This window comes from Colwellia sp. BRX8-7 (assembly GCF_014077275.1).
Classification (GTDB): domain Bacteria; phylum Pseudomonadota; class Gammaproteobacteria; order Enterobacterales; family Alteromonadaceae; genus Colwellia_A.
Genome location: NZ_JACGVP010000021.1, coordinates 22,480 through 36,695, shown reverse-complemented (window position 1 = coordinate 36,695; position 14,216 = coordinate 22,480). Strand labels below are relative to the sequence as shown.

Genomic DNA, 14,216 nt, shown 5'->3' with positions numbered 1-14,216 from the left:
AATAGAGACTATTGGCGCTTAGTTAGCTTCTCTAACATTAGGAATAATATCGATAAATTCACTTTGAGGTAAGAAAATAGTATTTTGAATTTTCCAGTGATTCTCAAAAGGCGTTATGGTTAAGCGCCATTTTCCCTTTACTGGTTCATCAAAGACATGCCTAAAATAGCCATTACCGTCAGGCGTGAGTGCTAAATAGAAATCTCTATCAGCAAGAGTCGGGTGATAAAAATTAAGATTTAACACCGGGAATACTTTATCAATACCGGTAGGTTTGATAATTAATTCGTTATCTTGCAGTTTTAATGCAAAGCGCATCCCTAATTTTTGGGCAAGCTTTACTTTAGAGACTTCTAGGTTAATTGCTTTACCTTTTTTATAGTAATCACCAACGACTAATGGATCGGGATTATGGTTAGCAATAAAGTAAGTCGAAATACCAGCAACAACCGCGGTAGCGGGGAGAATAAAAACGAACCAAGCCCAAGGCTCTTTATACCAAGATGTTTTCATATTAAAAATTCAGTCGGTGAAAGTGCGCATATTATACGACTTTTTTCTATTGGGAACTATTAAAAAACCAACAATTTACTCACTATTCTTGGCTTGGAAGATATAAAAAAACCTTGCGGTAATAATACCGCAAGGCTGATATATTGAGACTAATTAAACGCAGTTATTTTTGCGATAAACTATACACATATGCACTAACAAGATGTATTTTTTGTTCACCTAAAATATCTTTCCATGCGGGCATTACACCAGCTCGACCATTTTTAATAGATGACTCAACGGCACGTGGAGAGCCGCCATACAACCATATGTTGTCAGTTAAGTTAGGCGCTCCTAAAGGAATACCCATAGCTAGACTACCTTTACCGTCAGCACCATGGCAACTTGCGCACAGAGCGAACTTTTCTTTACCGGCAGCAGCACTGGCAACGTCAACTTCACGACCACTTAAACTCAGTACATAGGCGGCAACATCTTTAACGCCTTGATCACCTAATGCTGAGCCCCAAGCGATCATACCGTTAGCATTACGACCATATAGAAGTGTATGCTTAATCGATTGTGGGTCTCCGCCGTATAACCAGTCTTTATCGGTTAGGTTAGGGAAACCGGTAGTACCACTTGCATTTGAACCATGACACTGAGAACAATTTTGTAAATATAGGCGTTGACCTACTTTTAACGCTTCTTCATCAGTGGCTAAGTCTTCAATTGTGCGTGCAGCATAGGCATCAAAAATTGGACCATATTTTAAATCGGCGGCTTCAATTTCACGGTCATACTGTACTAAATAACCATTTTCTTTTGCGGCAATTATCTGCGCTTTAGATTCAGCAAGATTCAAAATTCCTTGGTTAGAACTTTTCCAACCAATAAATCCAGTCCAATTACCTAAGCCATATAGTGCTAAATAACCAAAAGCCCAAATGATAGTTAATAAGAAGAATGTACTCCACCATTGCGGCAGTGGATTATTCAATTCTTCGATGCCATCGAAAGTGTGTCCCATTGACTCACCTTCAGGAACACCTGCAAAGTTCTTTAAACAATAGCGAAGTAGTAAAAAACAACCGACTAAAGTTCCTAGGGTTAAAACCCAAACCCATATATTCCAGAAGCTAGACATTTTTATTAGTCTCCTGTTTGCCATTCACGTCATTAAGCTCAGTCTTTTCTTTATCTTCTTCGAAGATAGAGTTTGCAGCTTCATCAAAAGCGCTTTTACGCTTTTTAGAATAAGACCAAACCACAATAATAATAAATAGTGCCAATATTAATAAAGCTATTAACCCTCTGAGGGTGCCATAATCCATCATCATTATTTCAACGCATGACCGAGAGATTGCAAATAAGCAATAAGAGCTTCCATTTCCGTTTTATCTTTAACCGCGTCTTTAGCACCGGCTAAATCTGCAGCTGAATATAACGGGATACGATTACCTTGTTCATCTTTATGGCTGCGATTGCGCGTTAAAAAATTAAAAGTAGCTAATTTCTTTTCGGTTAATTCGCCATCTAACTTGTTTTCAGCTAACCAGCTAAACGAAGGCATATTCGACTCTGGAACCACTGAACGAGGGTCAAGTAAATGCGCACGATGCCAATCGTCACTATAACGACCACCAACACGAGCTAAGTCAGGACCTGTACGTTTAGAACCCCACAAAAATGGATGTTCCCACACGCCTTCACCAGCGACTGAATAGTGCCCGTATCGCTCAGTTTCAGCGCGAAAAGGACGTATCATTTGGCTATGACATACATTACAACCTTCACGGATATAAATATCACGACCTTCCATTTCTAAAGCGGTGTAAGGTCTGAGGTTGTCAACAGGTGTTGTCGTTGCTTTTTGAAAAAACAACGGTGTTATTTCAACTAAGCCGCCAATACTTATCGCGAGAATAGTGAAAATAGCAAACAAACCAACATTTGTTTCAAATTTTTCATGTTTATTTTTCATCGTCAGCCTCCTAATCTATGGCAACGGGCTTAAGACTTTCGTCTTCAGCATAGATAGTTTTGAACATGTTGTAAGCCATCAATAAGAAACCAGCAACAACTAATACACCACCAACGAAACGGATAAAGTAGAATGGGTATGATGCAGTTAAACTTTCAACAAAGCTGTAAGTTAGCGTACCATCGGTGTTAACCGCTCTCCACATTAACCCTTGCATGACACCTGAAATCCACATAGCAACTATATATAAAACAATACCTGTTGTGTGTAACCAGAAATGCACATTGATCAACTTAATGCTGTACATGCGACCTTGATTAAATAGCACTGGAATTAAATGGTACATAGCACCAATTGACACCATAGCAACCCAGCCTAAAGCACCAGAATGCACATGACCAATGGTCCAGTCAGTGTAATGAGAAAGTGCATTTACAGATTTAATTGCCATCATAGGACCTTCAAAGGTAGACATACCGTAGAAAGACAATGAAACAATTAAGAAGCGAAGAATCGGGTCATGGCGAAGTTTATGCCATGCGCCAGAAAGCGTCATAATACCGTTAATCATACCACCCCAAGAAGGCAGGAATAACACGATAGACATTACCATACCAACAGACTGAGCCCAATCTGGCAGTGCAGTGTAATGCAAGTGATGTGGGCCAGCCCAAATGTATAAAGAAACTAATGCCCAAAAATGCACAATAGATAAACGATAAGAATAAACTGGACGTTCAGCTTGTTTGGGTACGAAGTAATACATCATACCTAGGAAACCAGCGGTTAATAGGAAGCCAACGGCGTTATGTCCATACCACCACTGCATCATCGCATCGATAGCACCTGAGTAGATAGAGTAAGACTTCATCATAGAAACAGGAATTACCATTGAATTACCAATGTGTAATACCGCAACAGTTAGTATAAAGCCACCAAAGAACCAGTTAGCAACATAAATATGCGAGGTTTTACGTTTAACGAGTGTCCCAAAGAAAACGATGGCGTAACTTATCCATACAATGGCAATTAAAATGTCAACGGGCCATTCTAATTCAGCATATTCTTTACTTGATGTGTAGCCCATAGGAAGCGTGATAACAGCGAGCACAATAACGGCTTGCCAGCCCCAAAAGGTAAATGAAGCAAGTTTGCCGCCAAATAATGTTGTTTTACAGGTTCTTTGAACCACATAATAAGAGGTAGCAAATAAGGCACTTGTACCAAATGCAAAAATAACTGCATTAGTGTGAAGTGGACGAAGACGGGAGTAGGTCAACCAAGGTGTTTCGAAATTCAACGCAGGCCAAATTAATTGAGCTGCAATTAGAACACCAACGAGGGTACCGACAATTCCCCATATTACTGTCATAACAGTAAATTGACGTACAACATCAAAATTGTAGTCTACTGATGACGCATTACTTTGAGACATGTTATGGTTTCCGCAGTTATAATTGTTAACGTAAAACGATTTTTTATGATTAAAAAAACTAAGCGCCAATGATAAGTTACAATTGAAAATATAAATTTCATTTAGCGATAAAAAATCTCCCGTATATAGTAATAATTTTGCATCGAAAAGTCATTAGAATATGCAGTAATTTTGTTGTAGATCAATAATATTTAAAAGCTTAGTACGATTAATGTACATAAAGCACCAAAGAGAGACTGTCCTATTAATAATTTTAATTACAAAAGGCTATTTATTGCTTTTTTTTTAGTCAGCATTGTCAGCTGTGACGCCCAAGAAAAATCTCAACAAGTGAGTTTGCCATTTCAGTGTTTAACTTCACAAAGCATCTGTGAAGTTAAAACCATTTTTGGCAGAATGTTAGTTAAGTTTAATGTTGGAAAAGTGCTAACAGAACACCCTTTTGATATACGGGTTGAACTTAAAAAAGATCATTTGCTTAAGGATAACTTTTCCGCTGAAGATTCGTATAGTGTCGTTGGCTACATGGAAGGAAAAACAATGTTTATGGGTAAAATTCCCTTGTTTTTTAATGAGGACATCACCACAGAGAAAAATTATTTTGTTGCAGAAACAATGTTAGGTAGCTGCTCTGAAGATAATATGGTTTGGCGGTTATGGTTAACAGTAGAAAAAAAATCAGCGAATAATGATAAAGAACAAACAAGTTTTTTTATCGATTTTCAGTCGAGTCGCTTTTAGTTCAATTATATCTTCTGATAAGCTACGCCAAATTTTACTTAGATAGTTACCCTGATGATTGATTACACCACTTTAGTTATATTCATACCAACATTCTTCTTTGTTAGTATTACCCCTGGAATGTGTATGACATTAGCCCTAACACTCGGCATGAGTATTGGTGTAAAAAGAACCTTGTGGATGATGCTAGGAGAACTCATTGGCGTTGCTGCAGTGGCTATTGCAGCGGTTGTTGGTGTTGCTTCAGTAATGCTTAAATATCCCGATGTCTTTGCTGTAGTAAAATATATCGGCGGAGCCTATTTGGTTTATGTTGGTGTACAAATGTGGTTATCAAAGGGGCGAATGTCGCTAAGCAGTACCCAAGAGCCTGCGAATATAGGGCGACTTACCTTATTTAATCAAGGCTTGTTTACCGCTATTTCAAATCCTAAAGGGTGGGCATTTATGGTTTCACTCCTACCACCGTTTATTAATACTCAATTGGCAATAACTCCTCAGTTAATGGTTTTAGTTGCTGTGATTATGGTTTCAGAGTTTACTTGTATGATGTTATATGCAAGTGGTGGTAAAACGCTGAGAATTTTCCTCTCGAAGGGAGATAACGTCAAACTTATGAATCGAATAGCAGGAACACTTATGGCCGGGGTAGGGGTTTGGTTAGCACTAAGTTAATCCTTGTTAAAAAGAGCATTATCATTTTTGGAGCTATTTAGCCCTATTTACTAGGGCACTGTTATTATTATCCAGCTCATAATAAACGTTATCTTTTACTCTTTGGGCCGTTGACTAAACTTTTATCACGTAAAATAAGCAATCATTTAAAGCGATGTTTTTATTTTCAGTTGCCATAAAAATACGTAAATCAACGGCACAGGTTAAAATGTTTTTACGACAGCTAAAATGATCATCAATCACATTATTTCCATGCTCGTCAATGAGAACAAAATTATCAAGTCCTTTGTCATCAACCCAGCCTAACATTTGATCTTTTCGAGAAATACCATAGTTAAGTTGTTCAATATTTGATTTTATACAAACACCACTAAAGCCTTCATCGTGATCACCATAAGTTAAAGGGGTGTGTGGTTTTAACTCTAAGCGTAATGGTCGATAAATAATATCAACCGCTCTATTTTGTTGGAAGGTTTTAGCTTGTTTATTTAAGGTCAGCTGCTTTAAACCTTGGTAAGCAACATGATGAGACTGTTCATCCTTGCTACCGCCACATTTTACCGTGATCATTGGGCAATCAAACTTTCGTTCCATTAATGTTCCCAATTGTAAGCCTGATAATATAAGGGTCTGGCAAAAATAAGACGTTATTGATAACACCTCAGGCGTTATCATCGGTGCTATAGCAAACGCAGGTCCAGACCCTGCACAATTATGCAAGTCAACAAGAAGTTCTGGATTAACCTCTTTTATGGCTTTCTCTATCAGTAAAGCTCGTTGACAAAAGCCACAATCTGGAATTTTATCACCAGAAAAACAGCGATTAATATCTTTACCGCCATCAAGATAACGCCGACTAAATAACGGCGAAATATTAGCGGCCTCAACCGAGCAAATAATAAAGCGGACATTGGTTGTTGGCACAGGTAGTTGCTCATTAGCCGTTAACCAACGATGCATGGCAATTAACCCAGAAGGTTCATTGCCATGTAATAGTGTGGTAAATACCCGACATTCATCTTGATCACTGCCGGTAATATCAATCACTGTAGGCCCGGTCAATGTCATTAAAAACTGTATATAATCGGCTTTTAGTAAAAGAGAACCTGGATTTTTTAAATAGGTGATTTCGTCAAAATCTATGTCCATTAGCGATTTCCAATATCCTGTTTGTGTAAGTGGTAGTCATTAAAGATACTTAACTTTGTCAGCAAAGTGTCTCTCTAAGGCGGTACAATGAATTAGCATGTCACAACTTGGGGTAAGTCTTTGTTGATTAGGGTCAATAATGATGAGAAAAGCATGAATTATTTTTATGAGAAGTGTTTATTTAAGACAAACTAATAAAAGTTACTCGTTTATATGTTTGTCGAAAGAAAATTTTTCAACTAACCTTAATTTATGACTTCATTTGAGTATTTGGCTATGGGACATTTTCATATACCGAGTAAATCGAATTTTGACATGGCAAAGTTTGCCGCGGTGATCAGTTACTTTACCGTTATTGGTTGGTGTATTGCGATACTGCTATATAGTGGTAATCGGTCAAGTTTTTCTACTTTTCATTTAAAACAATCTTTAGGCCTAGTATTAACTTTTACGCTTTTGTCCTTTATTCCTCTTATTGGCTGGGCAGCCAGTGTTTTTGTATTTATTATCTGGTTGATGGCTATCTATTATGCAATATTAGGTGAAAAATATTCGGTGCCTTTTTTAGGTGAATATTTTCAAAGACATCTAGACTTTATTCAATAAAACTAGCTGTTTCATCACAATAACTTAGCTGATTTTTATAGCTTTATTGGTATTGTTATGCTTAAATTTAGGCAGAAAATATTGCACCTAAGGCCTTCATATTGTTCTATCTTTATCCTGCTAATAAAATGGAAAATTTATTAGCACTTCTCGATAAAATCCAACAGGTTTCACCACTTCCTATTTTCAGCCAAGAAATGATTGTTGTACAAAATGCCGGTATGCAGCATTGGCTTAATATGTCGTTAGCCCAACAACGCGGCATCAGCATGAATATCAGTTATGCCTTGCCGTCACAGTTTTTATGGAAACTGGTCAGAAGCATGGCAAGTGATGAAGATGTTCCCGATCAATCGCCGTTCTCTCGTGAAGTACTTTCATGGCGAATAGATCAGTTACTCGCTAGTGCTGTTGTTGTACAAGACCCTGATTTTTCCAGTGCAAGCCAATACTGGTTAGGGGGCGCTACTGATGAAGATGACTTAGCCAATAGATCTGTTGGCGAATCTGAAAAAATAAAGCAAGACAACCCAAGAGTATTTACCGAACAGCAAACCTTGAAACGCTATCAACTTGCTTGTCAATTAGCTGATTTATATGAGCAATATTTGATCTTTAGGCCGCAGTGGATTAATGATTGGCATCAAGGTAAGAGCAGCCAAAGTTTTGTTAATAAAGAACAAGCGTTAGCCGTTGAAAAATGGCAAGCAAAATTATGGCAATTGTTAACGCAAGAGCAAAGTTATAACCCGCTTGAGTTAGTCAATAAAGCCATTGAAAATATTGTTAGCAAAAAGCACTTATTGCCACCGCGCTTATCTTTTTTTGGTATCAATGCGATGGCGCCAATGTGGTTATCGTTTATTGAAGCGATAAGTGAACATCTTGATGTACATTTTTTCCATCTTAATCCCTGTTTTGATTATTGGGGCGATATACAATCAGAAAAACAAGCGATTAATCTACTCTCAAAATGGGTCGTCGGGCACGATGATATTACCGTAAATGTTGGTAACCCTTTGTTAGCTAATTTAGGTCAGCAGGGCCGCGAGTTTATGGCCTTGCTTAACGATTATTCAACGGTAAATATTGAAGTTTTTGATGCGGTTGAACATAGTGATGGAGCAGAAAATATTTCGGTTTTGCAGCAAGTTCAACAAGACATTTTAACGTTAACTGATCAAAGAAGCACCGCCAAAAACCAACAAGACAACTCGATTGTTTTTTCTAGCGCACACAGCGCATTACGTGAAGTACAAGGCTTGCACGACTGGTTACTGCATCAGTTTAATGATGATAAAACCTTAACCCCTAAAGATGTATTAGTGATGTGCCCACAAGTTGAACAATATGCCCCTTATGTTAGTGCTGTATTTGCACGAGGCTGGCAAGACTTAGCGGATAAAATCCCGCCATTACCTTGTTCTATTGCCGACCGGGTAAGCAAAGATGCAGAGCCCGTTGTCGCCGCTTTTACCCAATTACTGAGTTTACCCGATAGTCGTTTTCAAGTTTCCCAAATCATTGGCATGTTACGTTTACCTGCCATGCAAAATAAATTTTCAATCAGTCTTGAAGAGCTAGACAAAATGTCTGCTTGGCTTGAACAAGCTTGTGTGCATTGGGGCGTTGACCAGCAACATAAGCAAGAGGTCTTACATAGCCTCGAAGTTAATAATGCTTTTACCTGGCAACAAGGTTTGTCACGATTAATGCGTGGCTTTGCTTTTTCTGACAGTTCAATATATGTAGATGAACAACTGTATTTACCGAATGTCGAGGGCAACGATGCCATTTTACTGGGTAAGTTAATGTTGATTATCGAGCAATTACAGCATTTTTCCCAACAACTTGGCCAAGATAAATCAGCCAATCAGTGGCAACAATTTTTATTAACGATGTTAAATAGTCTTTTTGAAGTAACCGACGAAATGGCCTTTAACGTTATTGACCAAGCGATCGGCTCTTTGGCCGAATACTGTCAACATGCCAATTATCAGCCCAATATCAGTTTGAGTGTGGTACGTGACTTTCTGACAAATCATTTTAGTCAGCCCGATCCTGGTCGACAATTTATGGTTGGGCAGATAACCTTTTGCTCGATGTTACCGATGCGCAGTATTCCCTTTAAAGTGATTGCTATTTTAGGCTTGAACGATGGCGAATTTCCTCGACAACGCCAACCGCTAGGTTTTGATCTTATGGCGAGTAGTAAAAGCGAATTGGGTGACAGATCGCGCCGTGGTGACGACAGATACTTGTTTTTAGAAGCCATTATATCGGCGCGACAGTCATTATATTTAAGCTATCAAGGCCGTAATATTCGCAATAATAATGAAAAGCAGCCATCGGTTGTCCTGAAAGAATTGATGGAATATTTAGAAGCAGGCTATGGCTGGCAGTTACATAATGCTGAGGCTGGCAATGACGAAAATGGTAATGGTGATCGATCTTCAGATATTAAACAATTACCCATGCAAGCATTCAGTGAGCATAACTATTTAGGCAAATTTAAAAGCTTTGACCCTAATTGGTTGAAACTTAAATCAGCTAAAAAAATCCAACAAAGCGATGCTTTATTGTTACCACTTTCGATCATTGTTGATGATGATCCTCAAGTTGTCGATATTAATGAACTGATCCGCTTTTTTCAGCATCCGGCAAAAGCCTTTGCTCAACGACACTTGCAGTTGTTCTTTGAAAGCCACGAAACACAACTTGATGATACTGAACCATTCAGTGAAAACTTCTTGCAGAGTTATTTGTTACGTCAACAGCTGTTAGCGCTTTATCTCGTGGGTAGCACCGAAGATGAGATTTCTTCTGCGGTAAGTGCGGCAGGGGTGAGCGGCGTTTTTCCTGATTTACCCAGTACCCATGATAGTCTAGAGCGCTGGCGTGATGACAGTGAAACCTTTAGTGAATTCATTCAAAGTCAAAGCCAATTAACCAACGACAGCTTACCGATAACGTTTATCAATACCGAGCTTGATGTGGTACTTACCGATAACAGTCATTTTACCCTCAGTGCTAATTTCCCGGTGCAAGCGGACAGCTTAATGTTTTATCGCAGCTCTTCGGCAAAAGGCAAAGACTTGTTTGGCCTTTATCTACATCAAATTATTATGCAGTGCTGGCAAGCAAATACCTCGAACTTAAATGCGGCTCATTTAACCGAAGAGCAAAATATGCTTGCGCAGGTGAATGTCACTAAAGGTTTTTATTTTGATACTAAAAATCAAAAACCAACACAGTACCGTTTTAGTAAAATAGACAATGCCCAGGCACAACTCGCTTTTATTGTTGAGACCTATCTTAAAGGGCAACAGCAAGCTTTATTACTTAATACTGAATTGATTGAAAAATTCTTTAAAGCTAAAGCCTTTGCGCAAAGTAGTTTTGAAAAACTATGGTCTGACAGTGGCAGTATGCTTAGCGTGGTAAAACCCCTAGGACAAGACCCTTATATGCATTATTTCTGGCAGCAATGTCCTGAATTTTCCGAGTACCAATCAACATTCACCGCACTTTATCAACCGATGTGGCAAGCTCAGGAGCAAATAAAATGAAGATGAATAATCTTATTGCTCACCAGATCCCGTTGCAGGGTAAGCACTTAATTGAAGCCAGTGCCGGTACCGGTAAAACCTTTAATATCACCCGCTTGTATTTACGGCTATTACTCGAAAAGCAATTGCCTGTTGAACAAATACTGGTTATGACCTTTACCAAAGATGCGACCGAAGAGCTACGTGGCCGTATCGATAGTTTTATTCGCCAAGCGCTTAACCATTGGGACGAGTTAATTGTCAGCGATGAGTTCTTTAGCGCGATAAGTCAGCACATTGATGAAAAGTCGGCAAAGATACGTTTGCGCCAAGCATTGTTATATTTAGATGAAGCGGCAATATTAACCATACATGGCTTTTGTAAACGGGTATTAAGCCAACATGCCTTTGCTAGTGGTGTGGCCTTTAACGCGCAAATGGAAACTAATTGCCAAGATTTAGTGCTACAAGCTTGCCAAGATTGGTATCGAGTATTGGCAAAAGATAGTCCTGAACACTTTAAGCAAGTGATGCAGTTTTGGCCAAATCCGTTAAACTTTCTCAGTCAATTCTCTAAAGCTATTAGTAAACATAATGCGCTTGATGTCGTCAATGTTACTGCAATAGAGCAGTTATTTACCGAATTAGTACAGCAAGCGGTCTATAACCTCGAGAACAACCTACCACTGCTGACTCAGTACCTTATTGATGTTAAAAAAGGCAGTGAACGTGAAAAACGGCAACAAGAGCTTGACTCATTAATACAATGGTTACATCGACTTGCTGAAGATCTGCGTGTTGCTGATGAAAAAATGCCAGATGGTTTTATTGATGGCAAGCGTTACGCGCGCTCGGTGGGTAAAATTGAACTGTTAGCGGTATTTGAACCCGTAAAAATGGTTAAAGCTGAATTGAAATCCCTGGCTAAAAAAATTGAAAAAGCCAAGGCACTGGTCATTGTCCGCGAAGGTATTTATCAAATACGCGCCAATATCACAGAACAAAAAAGCACCACCAATATTTTAAGTTTTGACGATCTTATTTCAACCTTGGCCAATTGCTTACAAGCGAAAAGCAGTAACGCACAAGTCCTAGCACAAACCCTATTTGAACAATATCCGGTGGCGTTAGTTGATGAATTCCAAGATACCGATCCCTTACAATTCTCGATACTAGAAGCCATATATTATCACCAAAGTACGGCTGCTTTATACATGATAGGCGACCCCAAGCAAGCGATTTATGGTTTTCGAGGGGGCGATGTTTTTGCATATTTATCTGCCCGAAAAGATTGTGACCAACAGTGGTTAATGGATACGAATTGGCGGTCAACACCAGCAATGATCGCTGGCTATAACCGCTTATTTTATGGCGAAGCGATCACCGATAAAGTTGATGTTACTCAAGGGAATAGTCGGGTGTTTGGTTACGATATTCCCTATATTCCAGTAAAAGCTTCACCGCCAGCACTTATTAAATATAAAGCAATTACCGATAACGCCTTACAATTTGTGCATTTTGTTGATGAAGAAGCAAAAAAATCGGTTGCTCAAAGTTTTCGCCCAGTGATGGCCACTTGGTGTGCCAATGAAATTATCAATTTACTTGCCGCGCCTACTAACGAAAATAACCATAAATTAAGCTCAAAAGATATTGCTATTTTAGTGCGTGATGGCGCTGAAGCACGTGATATAAAACAAGCGTTAGAACAAGCTAATTTAGCGTCAGTCTTTATGAGTAATCGCGCTAACTTAATGAAAAGTGAGCAAACAGAGCAATTGATACAGCTGCTAAAAGGGATCTTGTTTGTTGAAAATGAACGCTACTTTAGTGCTGCCATTGCCTGTGATTTACTCGACTATCACCCTGAAAAATATCGTGAATTACAAGAAAATGAACTTGCTTGGCAAGCATTGAAATTTGATTTTGAGCAACTACGTAATGAATGGTTGTATAAAGGCTTTATTTCGATGGCATTAAAATTAATGCATGACCATTTTTGTATCGCCGATGAAAACCAAGATCGCATTTTAACCAATTTATTGCATTTATTTGAAATACTGCAAACGGCCAGTCAACGCCACCGTCAACCACAAGAATTACTTTATTGGCTTGAACAACAAAGTCGGGTTGACGACCCTGAAATTGAAGCCGAGTTACGTCTAGAAAGTGATGATAATTTAATACGCATTATTACCCAGCATGGCTCAAAAGGTTTAGAATATCCGGTGGTGTTTGTTCCTTTTGCCACCCGTCATAAAGACCCACTTAAGTTCGGTGCAAGCTCGGTGACCTTTATTGAGTATCATGATGAAAACCACCAGCTCAAATTAAGTTTAGATGGCTCTGACCATGCTAAGGAGTCAATGGCCAATGAGGCTTACGCTGAAGCGATTCGGCTATTATACGTTGCGGTAACCCGAGCAGAAAAACGTTGTTATATCTTAACAACCGCTTTTGATAAAGCCGAGCATTCGCCACTGGGTAGAGCGTTAAAGTGGCAAAGTCAGCAAGATATTGAAGAAAACTTACGCCAACTGGTTAATGATGAACCTAACAACATCAGTTTAGTGACCCTATCATCATTAGAAAACGCCAGTGAGCTTATTGCTCAACAAGCGCCATTAGCGGAAGTTAGTGATAAAACCGGCCAAGTTGCTCAATTTAACGGTAAAATAGAACGCGATTGGTGGCTAAGTTCATTTTCAGCCTTAAGTCGAAATTTACGTCACGGCGGTGTATCTTCGCCTGATCGAGATAACCCACTCGAAAAAAATAGCATGACTGACCTTCAATCTAGTGCAATGCAAGCGAGTAGTTTATTACGCTTTAATTTAGCAAAAGGAGCTCATACGGGTAATTTATTGCACGATATTTTAGAACATACCGATTTTAATGCCCCCGACTGGCAAGAAGCTATGCATTGGCCCTTGCAAAAGTACGGAGAATTAACTTCGGGTTATCAAGCTGAAGATCTGCAGAGTTGGTTAGCGCAAATGATTAATTCGCCGTTGGGTGATAGCGCATTAGAGATTGATAATAGCGAGCCCTTTAGCTTAGCTGACTTAAAGCAAACAAAAACACTGCGAGAAAGTGAATTTTATTATCCAATGTGCTCAGCGAGTACTGATAAATTAACCCAGATATTGTCGAAACATCGAAATACGCACAGTCAATCAACACAGCAATCAATTGTTCGCTTACCGGCATACCAGCAGTTAAAAGGTATGATGCACGGTTTTATCGATTTGATTTTTGAGCATAATAATAAATATTATATCTGTGATTATAAGTCCAGCCACTTAGGCAATGATTTTAGTGACTATAACCAGCAAGCAATGAAAGAGAATATTGAAAAAAATCACTATGACTTACAATACTTGATTTATGCGTTAGCCTTGCACCGTTATTTAAGTCACAGCTTAGATAATTACGACGTAGAACAGCATTTTGGCGGCACTTACTATTTATATTTACGGGGTATGACTGACCAAGTTGAACACATTAATTGTGGTGTTTACTATCGAAAAATCGAGGCGCACGAACTTGCCGCACTTGATCAATTGTTTTTAGGAGTTGAATAAGC

Annotated in this window: 11 protein-coding genes; 5 read left to right on the top strand and 6 right to left on the bottom strand. The window is 38.9% G+C overall.

The features are described from left to right. Positions 1 to 18: 18 nt before the first annotated feature. The 5 genes from H4J57_RS17340 to ccoN all read right to left on the bottom strand — a co-directional run bounded on the left by H4J57_RS17340 (position 19) and on the right by ccoN (position 3,911). Positions 19 to 513 (bottom strand): FixH family protein, encoded by a 495-nt coding sequence (locus tag H4J57_RS17340; RefSeq protein ID WP_182214365.1) that lies wholly within the window; start codon positions 511 to 513, stop codon positions 19 to 21. 163 nt (positions 514 to 676) lie between these two features. Further along, positions 677 to 1,639: a cytochrome-c oxidase, cbb3-type subunit III gene (gene ccoP / locus H4J57_RS17335; protein ID WP_182214367.1), complete on the bottom strand. Its 963-nt coding sequence runs from the start codon at positions 1,637 to 1,639 to the stop codon at positions 677 to 679. Further along, on the bottom strand, positions 1,632 to 1,826 hold the full coding sequence (locus tag H4J57_RS17330) for a CcoQ/FixQ family Cbb3-type cytochrome c oxidase assembly chaperone (protein ID WP_070377255.1): 195 nt from the start codon (positions 1,824 to 1,826) through the stop codon (positions 1,632 to 1,634). Before H4J57_RS17330 ends, ccoP begins: the two co-directional genes overlap by 8 nt. Positions 1,827 to 1,831: 5 nt before the next feature. Beyond that, positions 1,832 to 2,476 carry a cytochrome-c oxidase, cbb3-type subunit II gene (gene ccoO / locus H4J57_RS17325; protein WP_070376712.1) on the bottom strand — a complete coding sequence of 215 codons (645 nt, stop codon included), beginning with the start codon at positions 2,474 to 2,476 and terminating at the stop codon, positions 1,832 to 1,834. Between the two features lie 10 nt (positions 2,477 to 2,486). Then, positions 2,487 to 3,911 carry a cytochrome-c oxidase, cbb3-type subunit I gene (gene ccoN / locus H4J57_RS17320; protein ID WP_182214369.1) on the bottom strand — a complete coding sequence of 475 codons (1,425 nt, stop codon included), beginning with the start codon at positions 3,909 to 3,911 and terminating at the stop codon, positions 2,487 to 2,489. Between the two features lie 330 nt (positions 3,912 to 4,241). Here ccoN and H4J57_RS17315 point away from each other — a divergent pair, with 330 nt between their 5' ends. Then, entirely contained in the window at positions 4,242 to 4,652 is a 411-nt protein-coding gene (locus H4J57_RS17315; protein ID WP_182243730.1) for a hypothetical protein, read from the top strand. Between the two features lie 54 nt (positions 4,653 to 4,706). Next, the gene (locus H4J57_RS17310; protein ID WP_182243729.1) at positions 4,707 to 5,327 is read left to right on the top strand and encodes a LysE family translocator; all 621 of its coding nucleotides are present in this window, start codon (positions 4,707 to 4,709) and stop codon (positions 5,325 to 5,327) included. A gap of 114 nt (positions 5,328 to 5,441) precedes the next feature. Here the strand turns inward: H4J57_RS17310 and H4J57_RS17305 are convergent, their stop codons facing one another. Then, positions 5,442 to 6,476, bottom strand: a complete 1,035-nt coding sequence (locus tag H4J57_RS17305) for a succinylglutamate desuccinylase/aspartoacylase family protein (protein ID WP_182243728.1) — start codon at positions 6,474 to 6,476, stop codon at positions 5,442 to 5,444. 252 nt (positions 6,477 to 6,728) lie between these two features. On the opposite strand from H4J57_RS17305, the gene H4J57_RS17300 reads away from it, so the two are divergent. The 3 genes from H4J57_RS17300 to recB all read left to right on the top strand — a co-directional run bounded on the left by H4J57_RS17300 (position 6,729) and on the right by recB (position 14,214). Further along, complete coding sequence (locus H4J57_RS17300; RefSeq protein ID WP_182214376.1) at positions 6,729 to 7,082, top strand: hypothetical protein; 354 nt, start codon at positions 6,729 to 6,731, stop codon at positions 7,080 to 7,082. A 101-nt stretch (positions 7,083 to 7,183) separates the two neighbouring features. Continuing rightward, positions 7,184 to 10,651 (top strand): exodeoxyribonuclease V subunit gamma, encoded by a 3,468-nt coding sequence (recC, locus tag H4J57_RS17295; RefSeq protein ID WP_259366889.1) that lies wholly within the window; start codon positions 7,184 to 7,186, stop codon positions 10,649 to 10,651. After that, positions 10,648 to 14,214 carry an exodeoxyribonuclease V subunit beta gene (gene recB / locus H4J57_RS17290; RefSeq protein ID WP_182243726.1) on the top strand — a complete coding sequence of 1,189 codons (3,567 nt, stop codon included), beginning with the start codon at positions 10,648 to 10,650 and terminating at the stop codon, positions 14,212 to 14,214. The genes recC and recB overlap by 4 nt, the downstream gene beginning before the upstream one ends. Positions 14,215 to 14,216: the final 2 nt, after the last annotated feature.

Coding starts and splice junctions, on each gene's coding strand:
- H4J57_RS17340 (WP_182214365.1), bottom strand. CDS start 513: ATGAAAACATCTTGGTATAAAGAGCCTTGGGCTTGGTTCGTTTTTATT.
- ccoP (WP_182214367.1), bottom strand. CDS start 1,639: ATGTCTAGCTTCTGGAATATATGGGTTTGGGTTTTAACCCTAGGAACT.
- H4J57_RS17330 (WP_070377255.1), bottom strand. CDS start 1,826: ATGGATTATGGCACCCTCAGAGGGTTAATAGCTTTATTAATATTGGCA.
- ccoO (WP_070376712.1), bottom strand. CDS start 2,476: ATGAAAAATAAACATGAAAAATTTGAAACAAATGTTGGTTTGTTTGCT.
- ccoN (WP_182214369.1), bottom strand. CDS start 3,911: ATGTCTCAAAGTAATGCGTCATCAGTAGACTACAATTTTGATGTTGTA.
- H4J57_RS17310 (WP_182243729.1), top strand. CDS start 4,707: ATGATTGATTACACCACTTTAGTTATATTCATACCAACATTCTTCTTT.
- H4J57_RS17305 (WP_182243728.1), bottom strand. CDS start 6,476: ATGGACATAGATTTTGACGAAATCACCTATTTAAAAAATCCAGGTTCT.
- H4J57_RS17300 (WP_182214376.1), top strand. CDS start 6,729: ATGACTTCATTTGAGTATTTGGCTATGGGACATTTTCATATACCGAGT.
- recB (WP_182243726.1), top strand. CDS start 10,648: ATGAAGATGAATAATCTTATTGCTCACCAGATCCCGTTGCAGGGTAAG.